At 72.7% G+C, this 26,692-nt stretch carries 24 protein-coding genes; 12 read left to right on the top strand and 12 right to left on the bottom strand.

What is annotated here, in order from left to right; all coding sequences use genetic code 11:
• The first annotated feature begins 27 nt into the window (after positions 1-27).
• Positions 28-1,164 (top strand): methyltransferase, encoded by a 1,137-nt coding sequence (locus tag ACWCQK_RS15320; protein ID WP_451155599.1) that lies wholly within the window; start codon positions 28-30, stop codon positions 1,162-1,164.
• A gap of 255 nt (positions 1,165-1,419) precedes the next feature.
• Here ACWCQK_RS15320 and ACWCQK_RS15325 read toward each other — a convergent pair whose 3' ends face one another.
• The gene (locus ACWCQK_RS15325) at positions 1,420-2,268 is read right to left on the bottom strand and encodes a class II fructose-bisphosphate aldolase (RefSeq protein WP_451155600.1); all 849 of its coding nucleotides are present in this window, start codon (positions 2,266-2,268) and stop codon (positions 1,420-1,422) included.
• Between the two features lie 116 nt (positions 2,269-2,384).
• Entirely contained in the window at positions 2,385-3,278 is an 894-nt protein-coding gene (locus ACWCQK_RS15330; protein ID WP_451155601.1) for an SIS domain-containing protein, read from the bottom strand.
• 248 nt (positions 3,279-3,526) lie between these two features.
• On the opposite strand from ACWCQK_RS15330, the gene ACWCQK_RS15335 reads away from it, so the two are divergent.
• The 4 genes from ACWCQK_RS15335 (at position 3,527) to ACWCQK_RS15350 (ending at position 8,771) form a co-directional block, all read left to right on the top strand.
• Positions 3,527-4,306: a DeoR/GlpR family DNA-binding transcription regulator gene (locus ACWCQK_RS15335; protein ID WP_451155602.1), complete on the top strand. Its 780-nt coding sequence runs from the start codon at positions 3,527-3,529 to the stop codon at positions 4,304-4,306.
• Positions 4,307-4,584: 278 nt separating this feature from the next.
• A complete protein-coding gene (locus tag ACWCQK_RS15340) occupies positions 4,585-6,423 on the top strand; it encodes a glycoside hydrolase family 15 protein (RefSeq protein WP_451155603.1) in 1,839 nt (612 codons plus the stop codon).
• Between the two features lie 311 nt (positions 6,424-6,734).
• The gene (locus tag ACWCQK_RS15345; RefSeq protein WP_451155604.1) at positions 6,735-7,907 is read left to right on the top strand and encodes an MFS transporter; all 1,173 of its coding nucleotides are present in this window, start codon (positions 6,735-6,737) and stop codon (positions 7,905-7,907) included.
• Positions 7,908-7,979: 72 nt separating this feature from the next.
• Complete coding sequence (locus ACWCQK_RS15350; RefSeq protein WP_451155605.1) at positions 7,980-8,771, top strand: maleylpyruvate isomerase family mycothiol-dependent enzyme; 792 nt, start codon at positions 7,980-7,982, stop codon at positions 8,769-8,771.
• A gap of 144 nt (positions 8,772-8,915) precedes the next feature.
• Here ACWCQK_RS15350 and ACWCQK_RS15355 read toward each other — a convergent pair whose 3' ends face one another.
• On the bottom strand, positions 8,916-9,320 hold the full coding sequence (locus tag ACWCQK_RS15355; RefSeq protein WP_451155606.1) for a MarR family winged helix-turn-helix transcriptional regulator: 405 nt from the start codon (positions 9,318-9,320) through the stop codon (positions 8,916-8,918).
• Positions 9,321-9,406: 86 nt separating this feature from the next.
• Between ACWCQK_RS15355 and ACWCQK_RS15360 the strand changes: the two genes are divergently transcribed.
• Together ACWCQK_RS15360 and ACWCQK_RS15365 are read left to right on the top strand one after the other, a co-directional pair.
• Complete coding sequence (locus ACWCQK_RS15360) at positions 9,407-10,894, top strand: MFS transporter (protein WP_451155607.1); 1,488 nt, start codon at positions 9,407-9,409, stop codon at positions 10,892-10,894.
• 268 nt (positions 10,895-11,162) lie between these two features.
• Entirely contained in the window at positions 11,163-11,438 is a 276-nt protein-coding gene (locus ACWCQK_RS15365; protein WP_451155608.1) for a DUF6332 family protein, read from the top strand.
• A gap of 53 nt (positions 11,439-11,491) precedes the next feature.
• On the opposite strand, the gene ACWCQK_RS15370 is transcribed toward ACWCQK_RS15365, so the two are convergent.
• The 3 genes from ACWCQK_RS15370 to ACWCQK_RS15380 all read right to left on the bottom strand — a co-directional run bounded on the left by ACWCQK_RS15370 (position 11,492) and on the right by ACWCQK_RS15380 (position 14,402).
• Complete coding sequence (locus ACWCQK_RS15370) at positions 11,492-12,157, bottom strand: response regulator (RefSeq protein ID WP_451155609.1); 666 nt, start codon at positions 12,155-12,157, stop codon at positions 11,492-11,494.
• A complete protein-coding gene (locus ACWCQK_RS15375; RefSeq protein ID WP_451155610.1) occupies positions 12,154-13,380 on the bottom strand; it encodes a sensor histidine kinase in 1,227 nt (408 codons plus the stop codon). The genes ACWCQK_RS15370 and ACWCQK_RS15375 overlap by 4 nt, the downstream gene beginning before the upstream one ends.
• 236 nt (positions 13,381-13,616) lie before the next feature.
• Positions 13,617-14,402, bottom strand: a complete 786-nt coding sequence (locus ACWCQK_RS15380) for a TetR/AcrR family transcriptional regulator (protein ID WP_451155611.1) — start codon at positions 14,400-14,402, stop codon at positions 13,617-13,619.
• A gap of 372 nt (positions 14,403-14,774) precedes the next feature.
• Between ACWCQK_RS15380 and ACWCQK_RS15385 the strand changes: the two genes are divergently transcribed.
• Positions 14,775-15,224, top strand: a complete 450-nt coding sequence (locus tag ACWCQK_RS15385; RefSeq protein ID WP_451155612.1) for a nitroreductase family deazaflavin-dependent oxidoreductase — start codon at positions 14,775-14,777, stop codon at positions 15,222-15,224.
• Between the two features lie 13 nt (positions 15,225-15,237).
• Here the strand turns inward: ACWCQK_RS15385 and ACWCQK_RS15390 are convergent, their stop codons facing one another.
• Entirely contained in the window at positions 15,238-16,527 is a 1,290-nt protein-coding gene (locus ACWCQK_RS15390; protein WP_451155613.1) for a geranylgeranyl reductase family protein, read from the bottom strand.
• Positions 16,528-16,708: 181 nt separating this feature from the next.
• Between ACWCQK_RS15390 and ACWCQK_RS15395 the strand changes: the two genes are divergently transcribed.
• Positions 16,709-18,064 (top strand): M20/M25/M40 family metallo-hydrolase, encoded by a 1,356-nt coding sequence (locus ACWCQK_RS15395; RefSeq protein WP_451155614.1) that lies wholly within the window; start codon positions 16,709-16,711, stop codon positions 18,062-18,064.
• Between the two features lie 92 nt (positions 18,065-18,156).
• On the opposite strand, the gene ACWCQK_RS15400 is transcribed toward ACWCQK_RS15395, so the two are convergent.
• From ACWCQK_RS15400 to ACWCQK_RS15410, 3 genes are all read right to left on the bottom strand, one after another.
• On the bottom strand, positions 18,157-19,200 hold the full coding sequence (locus ACWCQK_RS15400; RefSeq protein ID WP_451155615.1) for an NUDIX hydrolase: 1,044 nt from the start codon (positions 19,198-19,200) through the stop codon (positions 18,157-18,159).
• A 293-nt stretch (positions 19,201-19,493) separates the two neighbouring features.
• On the bottom strand, positions 19,494-19,688 hold the full coding sequence (locus tag ACWCQK_RS15405) for a hypothetical protein (RefSeq protein ID WP_451155616.1): 195 nt from the start codon (positions 19,686-19,688) through the stop codon (positions 19,494-19,496).
• A 343-nt stretch (positions 19,689-20,031) separates the two neighbouring features.
• Positions 20,032-20,985 (bottom strand): ROK family protein, encoded by a 954-nt coding sequence (locus tag ACWCQK_RS15410; RefSeq protein WP_451155617.1) that lies wholly within the window; start codon positions 20,983-20,985, stop codon positions 20,032-20,034.
• 170 nt (positions 20,986-21,155) lie between these two features.
• Between ACWCQK_RS15410 and ACWCQK_RS15415 the strand changes: the two genes are divergently transcribed.
• On the top strand, positions 21,156-22,220 hold the full coding sequence (locus ACWCQK_RS15415; RefSeq protein WP_451155618.1) for a LacI family DNA-binding transcriptional regulator: 1,065 nt from the start codon (positions 21,156-21,158) through the stop codon (positions 22,218-22,220).
• Positions 22,221-22,227: 7 nt separating this feature from the next.
• Positions 22,228-23,019, top strand: a complete 792-nt coding sequence (locus tag ACWCQK_RS15420; protein WP_451155619.1) for a hypothetical protein — start codon at positions 22,228-22,230, stop codon at positions 23,017-23,019.
• A gap of 153 nt (positions 23,020-23,172) precedes the next feature.
• Here ACWCQK_RS15420 and ACWCQK_RS15425 read toward each other — a convergent pair whose 3' ends face one another.
• Entirely contained in the window at positions 23,173-24,477 is a 1,305-nt protein-coding gene (locus ACWCQK_RS15425; RefSeq protein WP_451155620.1) for a DUF6986 family protein, read from the bottom strand.
• Positions 24,478-24,657: 180 nt separating this feature from the next.
• Here ACWCQK_RS15425 and ACWCQK_RS15430 point away from each other — a divergent pair, with 180 nt between their 5' ends.
• On the top strand, positions 24,658-25,599 hold the full coding sequence (locus ACWCQK_RS15430; RefSeq protein WP_451155621.1) for an endonuclease/exonuclease/phosphatase family protein: 942 nt from the start codon (positions 24,658-24,660) through the stop codon (positions 25,597-25,599).
• 81 nt (positions 25,600-25,680) lie between these two features.
• Here the strand turns inward: ACWCQK_RS15430 and ACWCQK_RS15435 are convergent, their stop codons facing one another.
• Complete coding sequence (locus ACWCQK_RS15435) at positions 25,681-26,643, bottom strand: electron transfer flavoprotein subunit alpha/FixB family protein (RefSeq protein ID WP_451155622.1); 963 nt, start codon at positions 26,641-26,643, stop codon at positions 25,681-25,683.
• Positions 26,644-26,692 lie beyond the last annotated feature (49 nt).

The following is a 26,692-nucleotide window of genomic DNA, read 5'->3' on the forward strand; positions in this document are numbered from 1 at the left end:
TAGCCTTGAGACACGATGGACGACCGTATGACAACTCCCTGGGGCGAGCTCGCGCTGGCCCGGTTCCCCGAGGACCCGCGTGAACGGCTGCGGGCCTGGGACGCCTCCGACGCGTATCTCCTGCGGTACCTGGCCGAGCAGCGCGTCCCGCTGTCCGGCACGGTCGTCGTGGTCGGCGACCGCTGGGGCGCCCTGGTCACGGCGCTCGCGGCCCACGGGCCGACGCAGATCACCGACTCGTTCCTGGCGCAGGAGGCGACGCGGGCCAACCTCGCCCGCAACGGTGTCGAGACCGGGACGGTACGGCTGCTCACCACCCAGGATCCCCCGCCCGAGCGCGTCGACGTGCTCCTGGTGCGGGTGCCGAAGAGCCTGGCGCTCCTGGAGGACCAGCTGCTGCGGCTCGCGCCCGCGGTGCACGAGGGCACGGTCGTGGTCGGCACCGGCATGGTGAAGGAGATCCATTCCTCGACGCTTCAGCTGTTCGACCGGATCCTCGGCCCGACCCGCACCTCGCTGGCCGAGCAGAAGGCGCGCCTGATCTTCTGCACCCCGGACCCGGCGCTGGAGCGGCCCGCGAACCCATGGCCGTACGCCTATCCGCTGCCCGAGGGCGTCGGTCCCGCTTCCGGTCACACCGTCGTCAACCACGCGGGCGTCTTCTGCGCCGACCGACTCGACATCGGCACCCGGTTCTTCCTCCAGCACCTGCCCGCGAGCAGGGGCGACCGGCGGGTGGTGGACCTCGGCTGCGGCAACGGCGTCGTCGGTACGGCGGTGGCGCTGGCGAACCCCGACGCCGAAGTGCTGTTCGTCGACGAGTCGTTCCAGGCGGTGGCGTCGGCGGAGGCTACGTACAAGGCGAACGGGGTGCCGGGGCACGCCGAGTTCCGGGTCGGGGACGGTCTCGCCGGGGTACCGGCGGGCAGCGTGGACATCGTCCTCAACAACCCGCCGTTCCACTCCCACCAGGCGACCACCGACGCGACGGCCTGGCGGATGTTCACCGGAGCCCGGCGCGCGCTGCGGCCGGGCGGCGAGTTGTGGGTGGTCGGCAACCGGCACCTCGGCTACCACCTCAAGCTGCGACGCCTGTTCGGCAACAGCCAACTGGTCGCGGGTGACCCGAAGTTCGTGGTGCTGAAGGCGGTCAAGCGGAACTGACGGGGACGGCCCACGCGTCGGTTCGCGCGCAGGCCGACGCGTGAACTAGTGCGCGAACCCGTCCCGCAGGACCGTCCGTGCCACCTCGCCGCGCACGGCACTGAGCTCCGCCGTGATCCGGCGTTCCCGGTCGTCGTCGACCCCGACGGCCGCGGTCACCGGCGGACCGACCAGCAGGCAGGCACGCCGTAGATGTGTCGGCGGATGGGTCGTGTCGATACGCGACCGGCTGAAGTACCGGGCGTCGGCGCCGGTTCAGCCCAGGACTCCGATGATCCGGGTCACCGCTCCCGCCATCGCCTCCCTGCCCACACCGAGGTATTCGCGTGAGTCGACGGCCTCGGGGTGCGCGGCGAGGAAGTCCCTGATGGCCCCGGTCATGGCGATGTTGAGGGCGGTGCCGACGTTGACCTTGGCGATACCGCCGGAGACCGCCGCGGTCAGTTCGTCGTCCGGGACGCCGGAGGAGCCGTGCAGGACGAGCGGGACGTCGACGGTGCCGGAGAGGCCCTTCAGGAGGGCGTGATCGAGGGCCGCGGTGCGGGTGGTCATGGCATGGGAGCTGCCGATCGCGACGGCCAGCGCGTCGACACCGGCGTCCGTCACGAAGGCGCGGGCATCGGAAGGGTCGGTGCGCGCGCCGGGCGCGTGGGGGTCGAGCGGCGGTACTCCGTTCTTGCCGCCGACCTGCCCCAACTCCGCCTCGATCCAGAGCCCTTGGGAGTGCGCCCAGTCGGCGGCGGCCCGGGTCGCGGCGAGATTCTCCGCGTACGGCAGCCGGGCGGCGTCGTACATCACGGAGCTGAAACCGGCGGCCGGCGCCTGCCGCAACAGAGCGTCGCTGTGGACGTGGTCGAGGTGCAACGCGACCGGCACGGTGGCGCGTTCGGCGGCCGCGGCCGCGGCACGGGCGAGCGGGAGCAGCCGCCCGTAGCGGAACTTCACGGCGTTCTCGCTGACCTGGAGGACGACGGGCGACTCGGCCGCCTCGGCGCCGGTGATGACGGCCTCGACGTGTTCCAGCGTGATGATGTTGAAGGCGGCGACGGCGGAGCGGGTCGCGGCGGCGCGGGTGACGAGCTCGCCGGTGGTCGTGAGCGGCACGGCCGTTCCTTTCCGGTGCGGGAGGGGCCGGGAGTCCTGCGGCTTCGGGGCTCAAGGAACGGAGAACTCAAGAAGCCGGGGCTCAATGAGCAGGTGGCTCAAGAAGCTGTGGGGCCTCAGCGTGCTTTTCCGGGGGTGAGGATCACCGAGCGGGTGAGGTGGCGCGGGCTGTCCGGGTCCAGGCCACGGGCCGCGGCGACCGCGACGGCGAGCCGCTGGGCGCGGACCAGTTCGGCGAGCGGGTCCAGGCCGCCCTCGACCCAGAGGCCGCCGGTGGATCCCACCTGTCCGGCCAGTCCTGCGGGTGCCTCGCCGAACATCCAGGTGGCCGTCCCCCGGGTGGTGACGCTGATGGGGCCGTGCCGGTATTCCATGGCGGGGTAGGCCTCGGTCCAGGACAGCGAGGCCTCGCGCATCTTCAGCCCGGCCTCATTGGCCAGACCGACGGTCCAGCCGCGACCGAGGAAGGTGAACTGGGCGCAGGCGACCAGCTCTTGGGGCAGGTCGGCGGTGAGCGCCGTACGGGCGTCGGCGACGACGGCGTCCGCGTGCCGTCCGAAGTGGGCACGCAGCAGCGTGAGGGCCGTGGTGGCGAAGCGGGTCTGGACCACGGAGCGCTCGTCGGCGTAGTCGAGCACCACCAGGTCGTCGGCCGCGGCCATGACAGGTGTGTCCGGGTCGGCGGTGAGCGCGGTCGTGCGGGTGCGGCCCCGCAGTCGTGCGAGCAGCTCCAGCACCTCCGTGGTGGTGCCCGAGCGGGTGAGGGCGACGACCCGGTCGTATGCCCGCCCGTGAGGGAACTCCGAGGCCGCGAAGGCGTCCGTCTCCCCCAGTCCCGCCTCCTCCCGCAGGCCCGCCGCCGCCTGCGCCATGAAGTACGAGGTGCCGCAGCCGACGAGCGCGACCCGCTCCCCCGCCGCCGGCAGTGCCGCGCGGTGCCCCGCCGCCTCCGCGGCGGCGCGTGTCCAGCACTCCGGCTGGCTGACCAGCTCCTCCTCGACATGCGTCATGCCGTGCCCCTCCCCGGAGACGAGTGATCGGGTCGTTCGTTCAGGTCGTGCTGGTTCGTTCAGGTCGTTCGTTCCGGTCGTGCTGGTTCGTTCACGTCGTTCGTTCGGATCGCCGTCGAAGCGGATGGCCCTGTGATTTTTCATGCAAGATATCGCCAGCTTCCGAGCATCTTCAAGCATCTGGACGGAAGTGGGGTGCGCTAAGGTCGCCGGGAGATCGAGTGCCGTGGACGAACGGAGAGATGCGGATGTCGCGCGACGCCCGCTGGCAGGCGCTGCTGGAGCTGCTCGTCGAGCGCGGCCGGCTGGACGTCGAGGAGGCCGCCGCCGACCTGGACGTCTCGTCCGCCACGATCCGCCGTGACTTCGACCAGCTCGCCGAGCAGCAGATGCTCGTCCGCACCCGGGGCGGCGCGGTCGTGCACGGGGTGTCGTACGAACTGCCGCTGCGCTACAAGACCGCCCGCCGCGCCTCCGAGAAGCAGCGCATCGCCAAGGCCGTGGCCGAGCTGATCGCCCCCGGCGAGGCGGTCGGACTGACCGGCGGTACGACCACCACCGAGGTGGCGCGGGCCTTGGCCGTGCGCGGCGACCTCGCCACCGGCTCGCCCGCGCTCACCGTGGTGACGAACGCGCTCAACATCGCCAACGAACTCGCCGTACGGCCGCAGTTCAAGATCGTGGTGACCGGCGGGGTCGCGCGGGCGCAGTCGTACGAGCTGGTCGGACCGCTCGCGGACGGCGTGCTGGGACAGATCACTCTGGATGTCGCGGTCCTTGGTGTCGTCTCCCTCGACGTCACCCACGGCGCCGCCGCCCACGACGAGGCGGAGGCCGCGATCAACCGGACGCTGTGCGAGCGGGCCGAGCGGGTGATCGTCGCCGCGGACTCCAGCAAGCTGGGCCGCCGGGCCTTCGCCCGGATCTGCCCGGCCGAGTCGGTGGACACGCTCGTCACGGACACCGCGGCCGGGACCGACACCGTGCGACGGTTCGAGGAGGCGGGGGTCCGGGTCCTCGTCGTCTGAGCCGCCCGAGCCGCCCGAGCCGCCTGAGCCGCCCGAGCCGTCTGCGCGGCCCGAGGCGCCCGCCGCCTGAACCGTCCGCCGAGCCCTCCAAGCGGCACGAGCCGCCCGAGTGGCACGAGCCGCCCACCCTCCGAGCAGCCTGAGCAGCCCAGGCCGCCCGGGCCCACCGAGCGGCCCGTCCAGCAGTACGCCCAGCCGAGCGACTTCCCGGCGCTCCCCGGACGGGATCGTCCTAAGCTGGAGACCTGCGTGGTGCGGGCCGGCCCAGGGAGGCTGCGATGACGGAGACGTCGTTCGACAGAGACGCGCCGGATGGCGCGCGGTACCTGCCGATCTCCGAACACGGGCTGATCGGTGACCTGCGCAGCGTGGCCCTGGTCGGATCGAACGGCACGATCGACTGGTACTGCTGCCCCTCCTTCGACGCCCCCAGCGTCTTCGGGAGCATCCTGGACGCCGACCGGGGCGGATCCTTCGAGCTGGCGGCGACCGGACCGGCCCGGACCAAGCAGTTCTACTTCCCCGATACCAACGTCCTGATCACCCGCTTCTTCACCGAGGACGGCGTCGGCGAGGTGCAGGACTTCATGCCCGTCACCAGCGACCAGTGCGCCGAGGCAGAACGCCACCGGCTGATCCGGCGGGTGCTGTGCGTCCGCGGCTCCGTCCCCTTCCGCATCCGGGTGGCTCCCCGCTTCGACTACGGGGCCGAGCCGCACACCCTGCGACTGGCCGAGGACATGGCCGTCTTCGAGTCCGCCAAGCTCTCGCTCGGACTGACCGCCACGGTGCCCCTGGAGGCGCACGGGCAAGACGCGCACGCGGACTTCAAGCTCGCCGAGGGCGAGTCGGCGGTGTTCGCCCTCGACCAGCTCGGCACCCGGGTGATGCCGCGCCGGTGTGCGCATCTGGAGGCGGAGGAGCAGTTCAACTCCACCGTCGCGTACTGGCGGCGCTGGCTGTCCGCCTCCAAGTACCGGGGCCGCTGGCGGGAGATGGTGCACCGCTCCGCGCTCACCCTGAAGCTGCTCACCTATGCCCCCACCGGCGCGATCGTGGCCGCGCCGACCACGAGCCTGCCCGAGCAGCTGGGTGGCGAACGCAACTGGGACTACCGCTACGTCTGGGTGCGCGACGCGGCCTTCGGCGTCTACGCCCTGCTGCGGCTGGGCTTCTCCGGCGAGGCCGAGGCGTTCATGAAGTTCGTGACCCGGCACATCAGTCCGGGCGACGGCAAACCCTCCGGGCCGCTCCAGATCATGTACGGCATCGACGGCCGCACCGACCTGGAGGAACGTGAGTTGCTCCATCTGGAGGGCTACGAGGGCTCCGCGCCGGTCCGCATCGGCAACGCGGCGGCCGATCAGCTCCAACTCGACATCTACGGCGCGCTGATCGACTCCATCTACCTCTACGACAAGTGGGCGGAGCCCATCTCCAGCGAACAGTGGGACGACGTGTCCGCGCTGGTCCACTGGGTCTGCGAGCACTGGGACCAGCCCGACGAGGGCATCTGGGAGACCCGCGGCGGCCGTAAGAACTTCCTGTACTCGCAGCTGATGTGCTGGGTCGCGATCGAACGGGCCATCCGGATGGCCCGCCGGCGCGGCCTGCCCGCCGACCTGATCCACTGGCAGCGGAGCCGCGACACGATCTACCGGCGCATCCACAGCCGGGGCTGGTCCGAGACCCGCCAGGCCTTCGTGCAGCACGAGGGCAGCGAGGTGCTGGACGCGGCCGTACTGATGATGCCGCTCAGCAAGTTCATCGCCCCCACCGACCCCAAATGGCTGTCCACCCTCGACGCCCTGACCCAGGACCTGGTCTCCGACTCGCTGGTCTACCGCTACGACCCCCAGGCCAGCCCCGACGGCCTGCAAGGCGACGAGGGCACGTTCTCCATCTGTTCCTTCTGGTACGTCGAGGCCATGGTGCACGCCGGCCGCGTCGACGAGGCACGCCTCGCCTTCGAGAAGATGCTGACGTACGCCAACCATCTCGGCCTGTACGCCGAGGAGATCAGCCACACCGGCGAACAACAGGGCAACTTCCCGCAGGCGTTCACCCACCTGGCGCTGATCAGCGCGGCCTTCAACCTGGACCGCGCCCTGGGCTGACGGGTCCGCCCCAGGACCGCCCCCGCCGACCGAGGCGCACGGTCCACGAACACCACCCGCCCGACGGACCCGGACGGCCCGGAGGTCCGCCCTTACCCGCCCCCGTCCCCGCCCCCACTCGGTACGGAGGTCATCCCTAGCCCGACCGCGCCCGACCGCGCCCGACCCGGACGGGGCGCCCGGCCCACGGGGTCCGCCTTGGCCCGCCTCCCGCCCCGCCCGGCCCGGAGCCGCCCCTCTTGCCCGACCCCGTCCCCGCCCCCTAGCCTGAATTTGTGCCGCTAATAAACAAAACCCGAACGCACAGCGCCGTGCCGGGCAAGGGCAGCGACCTCACCCGCCTCCGCGTCGCCCTGACCACGTTCTTCGCCCTCGACGGCTTCGTCTTCGCGGGCTGGGTCGTCCGTATCCCCGCCATCAAGCACCAGACGGGCGCCTCGGCCGCCACCCTCGGCCTCGCCCTGCTCTGTGTCTCCGCCGGAGCGGTCGTGACCATGACCCTCACCGGCCGGCTCTGTCACCGCTACGGCAGCCACCGCGTCACCGTGGTCTGCGCCGTGCTGCTCTCCCTCAGCGTCGCCCTGCCCCCGCTCGCCCACTCCGCGGCCGCGCTCGGCGCCGCACTGCTGCTGTTCGGCGCCGCGTACGGCGGTATCAACGTCGCCTTCAACAGTGCCGCCGTCGATCTGGTCGCCGCGCTGCACCGGCCCGTGATGCCGACGTTCCACGCGGCCTTCAGCCTCGGCGGCATGGTCGGCGCGGGGCTGGGCGGACTGGTCGCGGGCTCCCTCTCGCCCACCCGGCACCTGCTCGGCCTCACCCTGATCGGGCTGCTCGTGACCGCGATCGCGGGGCGCGCGCTCCTGCGCCACGAGCCCCCGGCGGTATCCACCGACGCGCGCGCCGGCCGCAACCGCTCCCGCCGGCCGGACGCGCGCACCCGGAGACTGGTCGCCGTCCTCGGCCTGATCGCCCTCTGCACGGCGTACGGCGAGGGAGCCATGGCCGACTGGGGCGCCCTGCATCTCGAACAGGACCTCGACACCTCACCGGGGATCGCGGCGGCCGGCTACTCCTGCTTCGCGCTGGCGATGACGGCCGGGCGGCTGTCGGGTACGGCGCTGCTCCAGCGGCTCGGCCGGACCCGAACCGTGGTCGCGGGCGGTACCGTCGCCACCGTCGGCATGCTGGTCGGCGCCCTCGCCCCGTCCGCGTGGGCGGCTCTGATCGGGTTCGCCGTCACGGGGCTCGGTCTCGCCAACCTCTTCCCGGTCGCGGTCGAACACGCGGGCAGTCTCGCGGGACCGACCGGCGTCGCGACCGTCTCCACGCTCGGCTACAGCGGCATGCTCCTCGGCCCGCCCGCCATCGGGTTCATGGCCGACTGGTTCTCCCTGCCCTTCGCGCTCACCAGCGTCGCGCTGCTGGCCGGGGTGGCCGCCTGCATCGGGTTCGCCACGCGCCGGGCAACCGCGACCGAGTGACCACGGGGGAACCGGACGGCGGTGCCGGTCCCTCCTGCCCCCCCGCCCGGCCCCATCCGGCACACTCACCCCATGGAGACTGCCGAGTTCGTCGAGTTCGTGGATCAGGAGGGCCGGTCGCTCGCCGCGGCGGCCGAGGCGGCGGGGGTCGACGCCGAGGTGCCGACCTGCCCGGAGTGGCGGGTGCGGGACCTGCTGCGGCACACGGGTGCGGTCCATCGCTGGGCGGCTTCCTTCATCGCCGAGGGCCACACCTCGCCCAGGCCCCTCGGCGACCATCCGGAACTCGACGGCGCCGAGCTGCTCACCTGGTACCGGGACAGCCACCGTCTCCTCGTCGACACCCTGGCCGGGGCGTCCGCCGACACCGCGGCCTGGACGTTCCACCCCGCACCCGCGCCCTCACCCCTGTTCTTCTGGGCCAGACGGCAGGCCCACGAGACGGCCGTCCACCGCTACGACGCGGAGTCGGCGCTCGGCGGCACGCCGGGCCCGGTCACCCCGGGCTTCGCGGCCGACGGCATCGACGAGCTCCTGCGCGGGTTCCACGCCCGCTCCAGGAGCCAGGTCCGCACCGAGGCACCGCGCGTACTGCGGGTGCGGGTGCTCGACGCGACCCCGGACGCGGCCCCGGGCGCGGTCGTGGAAGCGACCCCGGCCACGGACCCCGACGCGGTGTGGACCGTACGCCTGTCGCCTGAGCCGCCCGTGACCACGCGGGACGAGGCGGGAGACGCCGACTGCGAACTGGGCGGCACGGCGGAGCAGTTGTACCTGGCACTCTGGAACCGCCGTACCGTGCCGCACGTGACGGGGGACGCCTCACTGGCCGCGCTGTGGCGGGAGAAGTCGGCGATCGGCTGACCCGGACAGCACACCGTCCAGCCGACTGCCGAACGGTCGACCGCCCACCACTCATCGGCCGTTCGGCGGCCGACGGTCGGCGCCTAGGGATCCCCAGCGTCCGCACGTCGCGCTCGCCCGTCCGCGGCCGCACAGTCGTGACCTTCAGTCGGCGGGCCCGTCCGTCAGCATCCGGGTCAGCACCGCGCGCTGCACCGGCCGCACCTCGCCGTGCAGTTCGCGGCCCTGCTCGGTGAGGGCCACCCGTACGCCCCGCCGGTCCTCCGGGCACATGGCCCGCTCGACGAGGTCGTCCTTCTCCAGGCGGGCGATCAGCCGCGACAGCGCGCTCTGGCTGAGGTGGACGCGCTCGGCGATCTCCTGGACGCGGTAGGCGCAGGAGCCGTCCGCCGCAGCACCCTCGGACAGCACGTCCAGCACCTCGAAGTCGCTGGCGCACAGACCGTGCTGGTGCAGTACCCGGTCGAGTTCGCACTGGGTGCGCGCGTGCAGCGCGAGGATGTCCCGCCACTCGTCCACGAGCTGCTGCTCGGCCTTCTTCGCCGCCATGTCCGGCACCGTAGCAGAGGATGGCGATTGTTGCATCGGAATTAAATGCATTTGCATTCGATGCACGTGCATGTAGTGTCGGCCTCATGACCTCTCCGCTCACCGCTTCGGCGTCCGACGGACGCTGGACCCCGCGGCTGTGGGGCACCCTGCTGGTGCTCTGCGCCGCCATGTTCCTCGACGCGCTCGACGTGTCGATGGTCGGCGTCGCCCTGCCGTCCATCGGCTCCGACCTCCACCTGTCGACCTCGACGCTGCAATGGATCGTCAGCGGCTACATCCTCGGCTACGGCGGCCTGCTGCTCCTCGGCGGCCGGACCGCCGACCTGCTGGGCCGGCGCCAGGTCTTCCTGGTGGCCCTGGCCGTGTTCGCGCTGGCGTCCCTGCTCGGCGGCCTCGTCGACTCGGGCCCGCTGCTGATCGCCAGCCGCTTCATCAAGGGCCTGAGCGCCGCCTTCACGGCACCGGCCGGCCTGTCGATCATCACCACGACGTTCCCCGAGGGCCCGCTGCGCAACCGCGCGCTGTCCATCTACACCACCTGTGCCGCCACCGGCTTCTCCATGGGCCTGGTGCTGTCCGGCCTGCTCACCGAGGCCAGCTGGCGCCTGACCATGCTGCTGCCCGCGCCCATCGCCCTGGTCGCGCTGGCGGCGGGGCTGAAGCTGCTGCCGCGCAGCGCACGCGAGAAGGACCACCAGGGCTACGACATCCCCGGCGCCGTCCTCGGTACCGCCTCGATGCTGCTGCTCGTCTTCACCGTGGTCCAGGCACCGGAGGCGGGCTGGGCATCGGCCCGCACCCTGCTGTCCTTCCTCGCCGTCGCCGCCCTGCTGACCGCGTTCGTGCTGGTCGAGCGGCGCTCGCCGGGGCCGCTGGTCCGGCTCGGCGTACTGCGCTCCGGCAGCCAGATCCGCGCCCAGCTCGGCGCGATGGCCTTCTTCGGGTCGTACGTCGGCTTCCAGTTCCTGGTCACGCTGTACATGCAGTCGCTGCTCGGCTGGTCGGCGCTGCACACCGCGCTCGCGTTCCTGCCGGCCGGCGCGCTGGTGGCGGTGTCGTCGACGAAGGTGGGCGCGATCGTCGACCGGTTCGGCACCCAGCGGCTGATCGCCTCGGGCTTCGCGCTCATGGTCGTCGGGTACGTGCTGTTCCTGCGGGTCGACCTCGACCCGGTGTACGCGTCCGTGATCCTGCCGAGCATGCTGCTCATCGGCGCGGCCTGCGCGCTGGTCTTCCCCTCGCTCAACATCCAGGCCACCAACGGCGTCGAGGACCACGAGCAGGGCATGGTCTCCGGTCTGCTCAACACCTCGGTCCAGGTGGGCGGCGCGATCTTCCTGGCCGTCGTGACGGCCGTGGTGACCGCGAACACCTCCGCCGACGCCACTCCGCAGGCGGTGCTCGACAGCTACCGCCCCGGGCTCGTGGTGGTCGCCGGCATCGCGTTCGTCGGACTGCTCGTCAGCCTCACCGGACTGCGCACCCGCAGGCCCGCCCGGCAGACCCTCGTGGTCGCCAAGTCCACCCCGAGGGAGGCGGAAGCGGACCACCGCGTCGCGGTCCGCGACTAGGACCGGTCCGGCGGACGGGACCGACGGATCGGGCCGACGAATAGGGCCCACGGATGTGGCCATGGATGAGGCCCATGGGTGAGGGCCATGGGTGAGGGCCATGGGTGAGGCCCACGGATCGGGCCGGTCGATCGGACCGGTGGCCAGTCGCGGTGCCTGATCAGCGCGTCTCCGGCGTGATCCGTCGGAGAGGTCCTGGGGAAACGCCTCCAGCGTGTGCCCGGCGGGGTCCCTTGCCCGCCGGGCACACGCCTGTTTCACTCGCGGTATGACGGGTCACGGGGGACGACGGACACAGGACGAACGGGACGCGATCACCGTCGAGATCGGGTACGCGCTGTGCAGCGCGGCCTTCGCGGCGGCGCTGCTGTTCGGCGCGGTCGCCGGTCCCGCGATGCTGTTCGAACTGCCGGGCACGATGGAGTGGTTGCTGCCACGCGCGGGCCTCGTGCTCGCGCCCGTGCTCTTCACCGCCCGCGTGGTCAGCGTGCTGTTCCGTTTCCGGGGCCGCCCCGCGCCCGCGGCCGGTGACGACAACCACTAGGTCACGCCCACCTCGCGACACCGGACTGATCGGAACGGTCGGCCCTGAGCGTCTCAGCCCAGCCAGCCGGGCCGTACCAGCCCGGACTCATAGGCCAGCACGACCAGTTGGGCCCGGTCACGGGCGCCCAGCTTCACCATGGTGCGGCTCACATGGGTCTTCGCGGTCAGCGGGCTGACGACCAGCCGACGGGCGATCTCCTCGTTGGACAGGCCGATACCGACCAGAGCCATCACCTCCCGTTCCCGCTCGGTGAGCCGGGCCAGGGCGTCGGCCGCCGCGGGCTCCTTGGACCGGGCCGCGAACTCGGCGATCAGCCGACGCGTCACACCGGGCGAGAGCAGCGCGTCACCGCCGACCACTGCCCGGACCGCGCGCAGGAGTTCCTCCGGCTCGGTGTCCTTGACCAGAAAGCCCGAGGCGCCCGAACGGATCGCCTCGAAGACGTACTCGTCGAGCTCGAAGGTCGTCAGCATGACCACCTTGACGTCCGTCAAGTCGGGGTCGCCGGTGATGCCACGGGTCGCGGCGAGGCCGTCCAGGCGGGGCATGCGGATGTCCATCAGGACGACGTCGGGGCGCAGTTCACGTACCGCGCGCAACGCCTCCTCGCCGTCGGCGGCCTCCCCCACGACCTCGATGTCCGACTGCGCGTCGAGCAACGCCCGGAATCCCGCCCGGACCAGGGACTGGTCGTCTGCGAGCAACACACGGATCACCGGTCCTCCTCGACCTGCAACGGCAGTACGGCGAGCACCCGGAAGCCTCCGTCGGCGCGCTGTCCCGCCTCGATCGTGCCACCGAGCGCCGCGGCCCGCTCCCGCATCCCGGCCAGGCCGTTGCCGCTGCCGCCCGCGTCGGCGCCGGTCGCGGGCCCGTCGTCGTCGACGTACAGCCGCAGCGCGCCGCCCCCGTGCTCGACCCGCACCCGCGCGCGCCGTGAAACGGAGTGCCGTACGACGTTGGTGAGCGCCTCCTGGACGATGCGGAACGCGGCGAGGTCCATGCCGGGCGGCAGTCGGGGCGGCTCCCCCGCGACCTCGACGGCGAGGCCCGCGCCCGCCGCCTGTTCCACCAGTTCGGGCAGCCTGTCGAGGCCGGGCGCGGGCGCGCGCGGTGCGTCACCCGGCATACGCAGCGTGTCGAGCACCTGCCGCACCTCGCCGAGCGCCTCCTTGCTCGCCTCCTTGATGGTGGTGAGCGCCGTACGCGCCTGCTCCGGATCCGTGTCCAGGAGCGCCAGGCCCACGCCCGCCTGCACGTTGATCACGGAGATGCTGTGCGCGAGGACGTCGTGCAGTTCGCGGGCGATCCGCAGCCGCTCCTCGTCGGCTCGTCGCCGGGCGGCCCGGGCGCGCTCGGCCCGCTCACCGGCCCACTGCTCACGCCGTACCCGGGCCAGTTCGGCCACCGCGACGATCGCGACCACCCAGGTGGCGACGGCGGCCTCCTGCCACCAGGAGGCCGACGTGTCACCGGTCGGCGGCAGCCACCGGTAGAGCCAGTGGGCCACGAGCACATGCCCGGCCCAGAGCATCCCCACCGCCGACCAAGCGGCCCGGCGGTGCCCCGCGACGATCGCGCCGAAGCAGGCGACGGCGACGGTCAGGAAGACCGGCCCGTACGCGTACCCGGCACCCAGATAGACCATGGCCGCCGCCGCCGTGCCGAACGCGACCGCCACCGGATACCGCTTCCGCCACAGCAGCATCCCCGAGCCCACGAGCAGCAGCACCCGCGCGAAGACGTCGAGCGAGGCCCGCTGACCCTCCTGCGCCTCGGCCGCGAAGTTCGAGCCGCCGAGGACGAACACGGTGATCAGCAGCGTGGAACGCCACGGCCATCGGGTGCCCCGCTCGGCCATGTCCCGAAGGCGCCCCCACGGCGACCCGTGCCGCCACCGTCGGGGCGGGCCGCCGCCGGCCCCACACTGCTCGTCCATGCCCGCCACGCTAGACGCCACAGGTCGCGGGGGGCGTCCACCGGGCGGGGCGATCACACGTACTCCCGAGGGAGTACACGCACGTCCGGCGAGCGAGTCTCCCGACTCCCGTCCTCCGTCTCCCGGGTCCTGAACCCCCGAGTCCCGTGAGCCCTGGGTGTCAGCCCTGGGCGTCCCCCGCGCCTTCAGGTTCGGGCATTCCTGGCCTCTCCCCGGGCCCCTCCGGGTACGGAGCCCTACTGCGCCCGCCCCCGCTGCGGGTACACCAGCCCCACACCGTGGGCGAGCTGGGTCACCGCGTGCCGGAAGAACGGCTCGCGGTCCTCCACCACCCGGTGGAACTGCCCGAACAGCTCGAACCCGATCAGCCCGAACAACTGCGCCCAGGCCGCGACGAGTGCCGTGGCCACCTCCGGCGGAAGGTCGGGCGCGATGTCGGCCGCGATCCGCCGGGCCTCGACACGCAGTTCGGCCGGCAGCGGCGGCTTGGCCAGACCGAGCCCGCGGTGCGCGTCCCGCACGATGTCGATGAGGACGATGCCGACCCGGGCGGCGGCCGGGACGGTCGTGTCGGGGGCGGAGTAACCGGGCACCGGCGATCCGTAGATCAGCGCGTACTCGTGCGGCTGCGCGAGCGCCCACTCGCGTACGGCCTCGCAGACCACGGTCCAGCGCCGCGCCGGACCCTCCTCGGCCACCGCGGCCTCCGCCGCCTCCGCGCTCGCGCCGAGGGAGTTGTAGGCGTCGATGATGAGTGCGGTGAGCAGGTCGTCGCGGCTGGGGAAGTAGCGGTACAGCGCGGAGGAGACCATCCCGAGCTCGCGGGCGACGGCCCGCAGCGAGAGCTTGGCGGCGCCCTCCGCCGCGAGCTGTCTGCGCGCCTCGTCCTTGATGGCCGCGGTCACTTCGATCCGGGCACGGGCGCGGGCGCCGCGGGTGGCGCCGACATCGGTATCGGAGTCGGCTCCGGCATCGGCTCCTGTTCCTGCTCCATGCGGGGTGCTGCGTGCCGTGTTGCTCATAAGAGCGAGTGTGCCACGTTTCCGGAGCAGTGCACACAATCGAGAGCGGTGCACGCAAGACGGAGCAGTGCACGCAAGGAAGAGCAGCGCGCGCAAGTCAGAGCGGCACACCCACATGGGAGCAGTGCACGCAAGAGAGAGCGGCACGCCCGCCTGAGAGCAGCGCACGCAAAAGAGAGCGCCGCACAAAAAAGAGAGCACTGCTCTTGCCTTGGGTCACCGATCTCCAGCACACTGCTCTCAAGCGAGAGCAGTGCTCACAACTGCACTGCTCACAACAAGCTCGCCCCGTTCACGTTCCGCGTCCCCCGTACCGCGCCCCGCGCCCCGCGCCCCGCCGCCGCTTTCGAGAACTTCCAGGAGGAAGTCGCCATGTCCACGCACGTCAAGAAGCCCGGCTGGTTCACCAACAACGTCCTCAACCGTCTCGTCGCCTGGATGACCCGCCGCGGCATCAGCTTCTGGGGCTCACGGGTGCTCGCGGTCCGCGGGCGCAAGAGCGGCGCGTGGCGGACCACGCCCGTGAACCTGCTGACCGTGGACGGCCTCCAGTACCTCGTCGCCCCCCGCGGTCACGTCCAGTGGACGCACAACATGCGCGCGGCGGGCGGCGGTGAACTGCGCCTCGGCAAGAACGTGGACGAATTCACCGCGACCGAGGTCGCCGACGACGACAAGGTCCCGCTGCTGCGCGCCTACCTCAAGCGCTGGAAGGCCGAGGTCGGCGTGTTCTTCAACGGGATCGGCCCCGACTCCCCCGACGCCGACCTGCGTCGGATCGCCCCGGACCACCCGGTCTTCCGCATCAGCGTCAAGAGCTGAACCAGCATCGGGATCAGGCCTCGTCGGCCTCGCGCACCTCGGCGACGGCGCCGTCCGCGACGGTCGCCGTGTTCGTGCCGCCGGCACCCGGGACGGGCCGGCGGTCCAGCGCGGTCAGGGCGCGCTGGGCGAGGGGGTGGCCGCGCATGAGCTCACCCAACGAGGTCGCCCCCCGGGTGATGTCCGTGAACGCCCGCCAGGCGGGCCGGAACCCCGTCAGCGCCGCGTGGAAGACACCCGGCCGCCGCTCGAACGCCGCCAGCATCCGCTTGCCGACGCTCATCTCCACACCGAGCCCGGCCTTGATCGCGAACGCGTAGTTCAGGGCCTGGCGGCGGGCGTCCACGGCGTCGTGCGCCTCGGCGATCCGCACCGCCCACTCGCCCGCGAGCCGTCCCGAGCGCAGCGCGAACGAGATGCCCTCGCGCGTCCACGGCTCCAGGAGCCCCGCCGCGTCCCCGCACACCAGCACCCGCCCGCGCGACAGCGGCGAGTCGTCGGCCCGGCAGCGGGTCAAGTGGCCCGAGGAGATGCTCGGTTCGAACCCCGCGAGGCCGAGCCGCGCGATGAAGTCCTCCAGGTAGCGCTTGGTCGCCGCGCCTTCGCCACGGGCCGAGATCACGCCGACCGTCAGGGTGTCGCCCTTGGGGAACACCCAGCCGTAGCTGCCGGGCATCGGACCCCAGTCGATGAGGACCCGCCCCTGCCAGTCCTCGGCGACCGTGTCCGGAACCGGGATCTCCGCCTCCAGGCCGAGGTCCACCTGGTCCAGCTTCACCCCGACGTGCGCCCCTATCCGGCTGGCGCTGCCGTCGGCGCCCACCACCGCCCGCGCGAACACCGTCTCGCCGCCCTGGAGGACGACGGCGACCGTGCGCCGGTCCGGCACGGTCGACCCGTGCTGTTCGACCCGCTGCACGGTGACGCCCGTCCGCAACTCGGCGCCCGCCTTCTGGGCGTGCTCGACCAGCTGCTGGTCGAACTCGGGCCGGTTGATCAGCCCGAAGAGCATCTGCTTGGAGCGGCGGGTACGGGTGAACCGGCCGTTGTTGGAGAACGTCACCGCGTGCACACGGTCCCGCAGCGGCAGTTCGAAGCCCGGCGGCAGGGAGTCGCGGGACGGGCCGATGATGCCGCCGCCGCACGTTTTGTAGCGGGGCAGCTCCGCTTTCTCCAGCAACAGGACATGCCGCCCCGCGACCGCCGCCGCGTAGGCGGCCGAGGCCCCCGCGGGTCCCGCGCCCACCACAACGACGTCCCACACCTGCCGTACGTCGTCCGCCGAAGAGTTCTCGCTGCTCACGATGGTCTACTGCTCCCGATCCAGCCGCTACCGCACCTGTCCCCCGCATCCTACGGCGGCTGTCGCCGCAGGCCGCTGTGGGAGGATCAGCAGCGTATGCGACCTGCGCACCAGGTGCGCCTACGCTGACACGATCATCCGTACTCATCCGTACAACGTCGCACCCACGAGGAGCGTGCCCATGTCGTCGAATCCGGTCGCCGAGACCGTCGCCTCGCTGATGCCCAGGGCGAAGGCGGAGCTCACCGAGCTGGTGGCCTTCAAGTCGGTGGCGGACTTCGACCAGTTCCCCAGGAGCGAGAGCGAGGGTGCCGCGAACTGGGTCGCCGAGGCCCTGCGCGCCGAGGGGTTCACGGACGTGGCCCTGCTCGACACCCCCGACGGAACGCAGTCGGTGTACGGCTACCTGCCCGGCCCGGAGGGCGCCAGGACGGTCCTCCTCTACGCCCACTACGACGTGCAGCCGCCGCTGGACGAGGCCGCGTGGGCCACCCCGCCCTTCGAGCTGACCGAGCGCGACGGCCGCTGGTACGGCCGCGGCGCCGCCGACTGCAAGGGCGGCGTGATCATGCACCTGCTCGCGCTGCGGGCGCTGCGGGCGAACGGCGGCGTCCCGGTGCACGTCAAGGTGATCGCCGAGGGCTCCGAGGAGATGGGCACGGGCGGCCTGGAGCGGTACGCCGAGGAGCACCCCGAGCTGCTGACGGCGGACACCATCGTCATCGGCGACGCGGGCAATTTCCGCGTCGGCCTGCCGACCGTCACCACCACCCTGCGCGGCATGACCATGCTCCGCGTGCAGGTCGACACGCTCGCGGGCAACCTGCACTCCGGCCAGTTCGGCGGCGCCGCGCCCGACGCGCTGGCCGCGCTGATCCGCGTACTGGACTCGCTGCGGGCCGAGGACGGTTCGACGACCGTCGACGGGCTCTCCCCGGCGTCCCGCTGGGACGGGCTCCAGTACGACGAGCAGCAGTTCCGCGAGGACGCCAAGGTGCTCGACGGCGTCGGACTCATCGGCGGCGGCACGGTGGCCGACCGCATCTGGGCCCGCCCGGCCGTCACGGTCCTGGGCATCGACTGTCCGCCGGTCGTCGGCGCGACCCCGTCCGTGCAGGCGAGTGCCCGCGCGCTGGTGAGCCTGCGGGTGCCGCCGGGCGTCGACGCGATCGAGGCGACGAAGCTGCTCCAGGCCCACCTGGAGGCGCACACGCCGTGGGGTGCGCGGGTGCGCACGGAACAGATCGGTCAGGGGCAGGCGTTCAGCGCCGACACGACGAGCCCGGCGTACGCGGCGATGGCCGAGGCGATGGCCGTGGCCTACCCCGGGCAGGAGATGCAGTACGCCGGCCAGGGCGGCTCGATCCCCCTGTGCAACACGCTGGCGTCCCTCTACCCGAACGCCGAGATCCTGCTCATCGGCCTGAGTGAGCCGGAGGCGCAGATCCACGCCGTGAACGAGAGCGTGTCCCCCGAGGAGCTGGAGCGGCTGTCGGTGGCGGAGGCGCTGTTCCTGCGCAACTACGCGGCCGGCTGAACCGTTTCGCCTGTAGCGCAGGAGTCATACGGCACGGTGCACGGGAGTTCGTACGTCCGCCCCGGCGGCGAACGTACGAACCCCGTCAGGTGTCAGCCGCCGACGGGTGTCCCCGCCTCCAGGTAGAGCGCCGCCCCGCGTTCCTTGGCGCGCAGGGCCCAGCGCAGCCGTTCGTGGCGGACCGGCGGGAGCAGGTCGGCGGCCTCCTGTTCGGTGACGAAGCGCCAGCCGCGCAGTTCGGGTCCGGGCAGCAGCAGCCCCGCGGCCCGGTCCGCGTCGAGCCGGCCGCCGTCGAAGAGGAGGCGCAGGCCGCCGTAGCCGGGCGGTACCGGCCGCTCCCAGTCGACGACGAGCAGGCGGGGCAGGTCGTCGAGCCGTATCCCGGTCTCCTCCGCCACCTCGCGCACCCCGGCCCGCGCGGGCGCCTCGCCGGGTTCGACGACGCCGCCGGGAAACTCCCAGCCGGCCTTGTAGGTCGGGTCGACGAGCAGGACCCGGTCCTCCTCGTCGAAGAGCAGCACCCCGGCGGCGACCGTCTCGGCCGTGGGTTCCGGTGTCTGTACGATGTCGCAGGTGGCCACGGCACCGTTGCCGACGGCCTCAGCGATCCGGGCGGCCGTCTCGTACGGGGTGAGGGCGCTGGTGTCGACAAGGTGGGCGTCGGCGGTGAGCCAGCCGGCGAGGGCGAGGCGGTAGGGCTCGATGTGGTCGTAGCACCACTGGCGTACCCGCATCTCCCCGTCGGGCAGGTCCGGCGGGACCTCCCGGGCGGCGATGCGCTCGCGCAGGATCGTTTCCGCCGGGGCCAGGAGGACATGGCGTACCGCGATCCGGCGAGCGGCGAGGCCGCCGAAGATCTCGTCGCGGTACTCCTGGCGCAGCAGGGTCATCGGGACCACCAGGGTGCCGCCGAGCTCGGCGAGCATCGCGGCCGCGGTGTCGATCACGAGCCGTCGCCAGATCGGCAGGTCCTGGAAGTCGCCGACCTCGGCGAGGTGTTTGGTCGGCAGCAGGTGCGTGAGTGCCGCGCCGATGACCTCGGGGTCGAAGAGCGTGCTGTTCGGGATCAGTTCGATCAGTTCCCGTGCGGTTGTGGTCTTCCCCGCACCGAACGCACCGTTGATCCAGACGATCACGGTTCCCCCTCTTCTGTTGGCCCCCTGTGGCTTGCCCGCTCCACCCTGCCACGGAAACCAGCCCCAGTTGAGGGTGCGCGTGCACAGGCCCGGAGCCCCGGTGAGGGTGCTCCGGCGCCCTGTGCCGCGGCGGGGCCGATCCGCACGGGCGGCCCGGCCCCCGGCCGGCCGCCGCGTCCGTCGGTCGTTCGGGCCGGGGCGTCAGCCGTTCTCGACGGGTCCGTCGGCCGTTCCGGCTGAGGCGTCAGTCGTTCTCGACGGGTCCGGTCCGACGGTCGCTCCGCCCGGGCCCGTCAGTCGCTCTGGCCGAGGGCTTTCTCCCCGCCGTTCAGGCTGTCAGCGGCGATGGTGTGGTCGAGGGTGCTGACGGTGTCCCCCACGTGCAGGTCGCCCAGGTCGTCGGCGCCCGCCCCATGGGACGGGGTGATCGCGGCGACGACGAACCCGGTGGCGAGGGAGGCGATGGCAAGCATGCTGCGCTTCTTCATGCCCGGCTCAACTGGGCAAGGGGCTACGGGGTCACGCCCACACCCCGGACGGCGCACGCCGGGAACGGCACGGACGCACCCACACCCCGGACGGGCGCACGCCAGGAACGGCGCCGACGCGTCCCGGCCCCACGACGGGAACACCACGCGGACACCTCGGGCCCCACGACGGGAACGCCACGCCGACACCTCGGGCCCCACGACGGGAACACCACGCCGACAACTCGGGCCCCACGACGGGAACACCACGCCGACACCTCGGGCCCCACCCCGCGCACGCCCCGGACGACGGGGACCGCCCGCCCGTCGCGCGCCTGAACGCTCGCGCGGCCGGCGCGGGCTCTCAGACGCCCGCCGCCGTGCCCGCCCGCCCCGCGAGCGCCGCCGCGGCTGCGCCGACCAGGCCGGCGTCCGTACCCATCTGGGCCGGGGCCACGGTCAGGCGCTGGACGAAGGACAGGGTCGCGTAGTCGCCGAGGGCCTTGCGCAGCGGCGCGAAGAGCACGTCCCCCGCCTTGCCCACGCCGCCGCCGACGACGGCGATGTCGATCTCGACGAGCGTCGCGGTGGCGGCGATCCCGGCGGCCAGCGCCTGCGCGGCCCGTTCGAAGGAGGCGACGGCGACGGGGTCCCCGGCCCGGGCCGCGGCGGCCACCGCGGCGGCGGAGGTGTCCCCGTCGGGCCCGGGACGCCAGCCGTTCTCCAGGGCACGGCGGGCGATGTTGGGCCCGCTGGCGATGCGCTCGACGCACCCGCGCGCACCGCACGGGCACAGATCGCCGTCCAGGTCCACACTGATGTGACCGATGTGGCCGGCGTTGCCGGTGGGGCCGGAGTGGAGCTGTCCGTTGAGAACCAGGCCGCCGCCGACGCCGGTCGAGACCACCATGCACAGCGCGTTGTCATGGCCGCGGGCCGCGCCCTGCCAGTGCTCGGCCGCCGTGATCGCCACGCCGTCGCCGATGAGCTCGACGGGCAGGTGCTCCCCGGCCTTCGCCCGGACCCGCTCGACGAGCGGGAAGTCGCGCCAGCCGGGTACGTTCACCGGGCTCACCGTGCCCGCGGAGGCGTCCACCGGGCCCGCGCTGCCGATGCCGATGGCGTGCGCGCGCTCCCACAGCGGCGCCGCCCTCAGCTCGCCGAGGACCTCCTCGACGGCCCGCATCACGATGTCGCCGGACTCCTGCGAGGGTGTCGGGCGCTGCGCGCGCACCAGGATCGCGCCGTGGCCGTCGACCAGCGCTCCGGCGATCTTGGTGCCGCCGATGTCGAGCGCGGCCACGAGGTCGGTGTGCATGAGTGTGGGATCTCCCCGTCAACCATGGGAAAAGGGCTCGCCGGTCCATCGGTTGGGGGACCTGGTCCGGAGATTGCGGTGGACAGTCTCTCCCGCACCTGACAACGTTGTCCAGGCCCTATGCTCGACGCCACATCCTCATACATGCCCATGGACCGACGCATTCTCCCGTGGCCGACAGGACAGGACCTCGCACCGTGCCCGACACGCCCCGCCGATCCGAGAACCGCTACGGCAATCGTCCCACGATGAAGGACGTGGCCGCACGAGCGGGGGTCGGGCTCAAGACGGTCTCCCGTGTGGTCAACGGCGAGCAGGGTGTCACCCCGGAGACCGAACGCCGGGTCCAGGAGGCGATCGACTCCCTGGGCTTCCGGCGCAACGACAGCGCACGGGTGCTGCGCAAGGGGCGCACCGCGAGCATCGGCCTGGTGCTGGAGGATCTCGCCGACCCGTTCTACGGCCCGCTCAGCCGCGCGGTCGAGGAGGTGGCCCGCGCGCACGGCGCCCTGCTGATCAACGGCTCCAGCGCGGAGGACCCCGACCGGGAGCAGGAACTGGCGCTGGCGCTGTGCGCGCGCCGGGTGGACGGACTGGTCGTCATTCCGGCGGGCGACGACCACCGTTATCTGGAGCAGGAGATCCGGGCCGGCGTCGCCACGGTCTTCGTGGACCGTCCGGCCGGGAAGATCGACGCCGACGTCGTGCTGTCCGACAACTACGGCGGTGCCCGTGACGGCGTCGCCCACCTGATCGCCCACGGACACCGCCGGATCGGCTTCATCGGCGACATGCCCCGCATCCACACGGCCGCCGAGCGGCTGCGCGGCTACCGGGCCGCCATGGAGGACGCCGGCATATCCGTCGAGGATTCCTGGATGTCCCTGGGCAACACCGACCCGGTGCGGGTGCGTGAGGCCGCCGAGGAGATGCTGCGCGGCCCCTCCGCCGTCACCGCGGTCTTCACGGGCAACAACCGGGTGACCGTCACCGTGATCCGGGTGCTCGCCGAGCAGACCCGTCAGGTGGCCCTCGTCGGGTTCGACGACATCGAGCTCGCCGATCTGCTGCACCCGGGCCTCACCGTCGTCGCCCAGGACGCGGCCGCGCTCGGCCGCACGGCCGCCGAGCGTCTCTTCCGCCAGCTGGACGGCTCCCTGATCGTGCCGGACCGGATCGAGCTGCCGACCCGGCTGATCACCCGCGGCTCGGGCGAGCTGCCGCCGTCGGACTGAGCGGCCCGTGGACGACCGTACGCTCGGGGCCCTGGGACTGGCCGAGGCGCCGCGTGACCATCCACTGACCTATCCCGGCGCCTGGCCCGCGGCCTCGGGGCTGCTCGCCGGCGACCGGCTGCTGCCCCTGGACCGGCTCACCCACGACGACCGCACCCCGGTGCTGTCCGTCGGCTCCAACGCCTGCCCGGCGCAACTGCGCCACAAGATGGCGGAGTTCGGGATCACCTCGCCCGTCCCGATGGTGCGTACCCGGGTCACGGGCGTCGGCGTGGGCGTCTCCGCGCACGTCAGCCGCATGGGGTACGTCTCCGCTTCGCCCTTCGAAGCTCCGGGCGCCGTCCGTGAGTTGTTCGTCATCTGGCTGGACGCCGAGCAGTTGGCCGTCGTCGACGCGAGCGAGGGGGTGCCGGTGCCGGGCGGCAACTACGACCGCGCGTGGCTGCCCCGGACCGAGGTGCGCATCGAGCTGGAGACGGGCGAGCCACTGCCCGGCGCCCACGTCTACGTCAACCGCCACGGCGTCCTGCACGACGGCGCCGGCGCCCCGCGCGAGCACCCCGGCCAGCGTGCGCTGATCGACGAACTCCTACTGGCGTCCGCGCGGTTGAGGGAACTGTTCGGCGACACGGCCGAGGACTTCTGCGCTCGGGCCCGCGCCGACGCCGGGCTGTGCGCGCGGGGCACCTGGCTGCTCACGGAGGAGCGGCGGGTGACCGCGTCCGGTCTGGAGAGGTTCGTGGGCGCGCGGCAGGACGGCCGGCCGGGAACCGGCGCGCCACCGCTGCCCTCGTCCTAGAGGTCGTCGGCGGAGTCGGGCGGTCTCGTCGTGAGGATCACCCGCGGGGCCCGGGTGACCCTCGTCGTAGAGGCCGTCGGCGAAGTCGGTCGGCTTCGTCGTGAGGGTCACTCACGGGCCCCGGGTGCCGGTGTCGCGGCCGTCCCCCGCCGCCTACCCGGCGGACGCGGTCAGGCCGCCCCGCCGCGGTGCCGCGAAGCCGTCCAGCTCGGCCCGGGTGAGCCCGGTCGCGCCGGTCACCTCGGCGAGGTCCAGGGCGCCGCAGTCGAGCCCGCGCAGCAGGTAGCCGCTGAGGGCCTTGGCGGTCGCGGGCTCGTCCATGACATCGCCGCCGGCCCGGTCGGCGTAGCGGGCGAGCCGGGCCGCCGCCTGCGCGAAGCCCTCGCGGTAGAAGGCGAAGACGGCCGCGTAGCGGGTGGGGAGGTGGCCGGGGTGCATGTCCCAGCCCTGGTAGTAGGCGCGGGCGAGGGCGCGCCGGGTGAGGCCGTAGTGCAGCCGCCAGGCGGCGTGGACCTGCGCGGTCGGGCCGACCGGGAGCACGTTGGTGGAGCCGTCCGAGACGCGGACGCCCGTGCCCGCCGCCGCGACCTGCATGACCGCCTTGGCGTGGTCGGCGGCGGGGTGGTCGCTCGCCTGGTGGGCGGCGGAGACGCCGAGGCAGGCGCTGTAGTCGAAGGTGCCGTAGTGCAGGCCGGTGGCGCGGCCCTCGGCGGCCCGGATCATTCGGGCGACGGTGGCGGTGCCGTCGGCGCCGAGGACGGACTGGCTGGTCTCGATCTGGATCTCGAAGCCGATCCGGCCGGGCTCGACGCCGCGCGCCTTCTCGAAGGCCTCCAGGAGCCGCACCATGGCGGTGACCTGCTCGGGGTAGGTGACCTTGGGCAGGGTCAGCACCAGCCCGTCGGGCAGTCCCCCGGCCTCCGCCAGGCCGGTGAGGAAGATGTCGAGGGTGCGGATCCCCCGGTCGCGCACGGCCGCCTCCATGCACTTCATGCGGATGCCCATGTACGGGGCGGCCGTACCGTCGGCGTACGCCCCGGCGACCAGCCGGGCCGCGCGGGCGGCCGCTCCGTCCTCCTCGGCGTCCGGGCGGGGCCCGTAGCCGTCCTCGAAGTCGACACGCAGGTCCTCGATCGGCTCGCGCTCCAGCTTGGCGCGCACGCGCGCGTACACGGGTTCGGCGAGGTCGTCGCCGAGGCCGAGGACGGCGGCGAGGGAGGCCGCGTCGGGCGCGTGTTCGTCGAGGGCGGCCAGCGCCCGGTCGCCCCAGGAGCGGATCGTGTCGGCCGCGAAGACGTCGCCGGGGACGTAGACGGTGTGGACGGGCTGGCGGGTGCCGGGGTCGCCGGGGTAGGTGCGTTCCAGCTCGGCGTCGATCGGCGCGAGGGACGCGCTGATCTCCTCACTGACCGCGCCCGCGAGGCTCGTCGTCACCTGCTCCTGTCGGCCCTGACCCATCGCACAGCCTCCATTTTCCGCACCACGGAATCAACAATCCGTTGAAGGAAGCTATCCGTCATGCTTCCCGCGGGTCAACACCCTGCCCACGGCCCGGCCCCTCGCGGTTCACCGCGCCGCGCGCCCTCTTCCGTACAAGCGATCTTCCCTTCATCCTGACTCCCAAGGGGAGGGGAACACATGGCGAGCACCAATGGGCCCACGCGGCGGGAGGGGCTGAGAACCATCGTGGCCGCCGTGGCCGCCCTGCCCCTGCTGGGGTCGGTACGGGCCTCCGAGGCGCGCGACGAGGACCGGGACGAGGACACCCCCGAGGGACCCACGCCGGTGCCGCGGCGGCAGCCCGTCCCCCCGCTGGACGTCATGACGTTCAACCTGCGCGTCGCCGGTACCGCCGAGCCCAACAGCTGGGCCGACCGGCGCCCGGTGATGCGCGCGCTGCTGAGCAGGGCGGCCCCGCACATCATCGGCACCCAGGAGGGCCAGCTCCCCCAGTTGAGCGACATCGGCGCGGACCTCGGGCCGCACTACGCCTGGCTCGGCACCCCCGGACACGGTCGCGAGGAGTCGGTGGCCGTCTTCTACGACACCCGTCGGCTCGCCCCGGTCGAGCACACCACCTTCCGGCTGTCCGACACCCCCGACGTGCCCGGCTCCAACACCTGGGGCGCCGCCTTCCCGCGCCTGGTCACGCGGGTCCGCTTCCGCGACCTGCGGGCCGCGGGACGGCAGTTCCACGTGCTCAACACCCACCTCGACCACCGCAGCGCGTACGCACGCGCGCGTGCCGCCACGCTCATCGCCGAGCGGGTCACCGCCCTCGGCCGCTCCGTGCCGGTCCTGCTCACCGGCGACTTCAACGCCGTCGCCCACGACAGCACGGCCTACGACACCCTGCTGGGCGCCGGTCTCGTCGACACCTGGGACGCCGCCCGGCGGCGCGGCCCCGCCTACGGGACGTTCCACGCGTACGGCCCGCTGACGCCGGACGGTGGGCGCATCGACTGGATCCTGGCGACACCGGAGGTGACGGTCCACCGGGCGTCGGTCGACGCCTTCTGGGTCGACGGCCAGTACCCGAGCGACCACCTGCCGGTGCTCGCCTCGCTGAGCCTGGGCTGAGCCGGACCGGGCCCGGCCCGGAACAGGCCGAGGCCCCCGTGACCGGTGCGGTCACGGGGGCCTCGTACAGCCGGACGGTGATCAGCCCTTGCGGGTCTTGACCTCGTCGGTGAGCTGCGGGACGACGTCGAACAGGTCGCCGACGACGCCGTAGTCGACCAGGTCGAAGATCGGGGCCTCGGCGTCCTTGTTGATGGCCACGATGGTCTTCGAGGTCTGCATACCGGCGCGGTGCTGGATCGCGCCGGAGATGCCGGAGGCGATGTACAGCTGCGGCGAGACGGACTTGCCGGTCTGGCCGACCTGGTTGGTGTGCGGGTACCAGCCCGCGTCCACCGCGGCGCGGGAGGCGCCGACGGCGGCACCGAGCGAGTCGGCGAGCGCCTCGATGATGCCGAAGTTCTCGGCGCCGTTCACGCCACGGCCGCCGGAGACCACGATCGCGGCCTCGGTCAGCTCCGGGCGGCCGGTCGACTCACGCGGCGTGCGGCCGGTGACCTTGGTGCCGGTGGCCTTGTCGGAGAAGGAGACGGACAGCGCCTCCACCGCGCCGGCGGCCGGGGCGGCCTCGACGGCGGCCGAGTTCGGCTTGACCGTGATGACCGGGGTGCCCTTGGCGACCCGGGTCTTGGTGGTGAAGGACGCGGCGAACACCGACTGCGTGGCCACCGGGCCCTCGTCGCCGGCCTCCAGGTCGACGGCGTCGGTGATGATGCCGGAGCCGATGCGCAGCGCCAGGCGGGCGGCGATCTCCTTGCCCTCGGCGGAGGACGGCACCAGGACGGCGGCCGGGGAGACGGCCTCGTAGGCGGCCTGGAGCGCCTCCACCTTCGGTACGACGAGGTAGTCGGCGTACTCGGCGGCGTCGTGCGTGAGGACCTTCACCGCGCCGTGCTCGGCGAGCGCGGCGGCGGTGTTCTCGGCACCGGCGCCCAGCGCGACGGCGACGGGCTCGCCGATGCGACGGGCGAGCGTCAGCAGCTCCAGGGTGGGCTTGCGGACGGCACCGTCCACGTGGTCGACGTAGACGAGGACTTCAGCCATGGGATTGCTCTCCTGCGTGGATGAGTTGAGGGGCGGTCAGCGGCTGCGG

The organism is Streptomyces sp. NPDC002306, assembly GCF_053593435.1.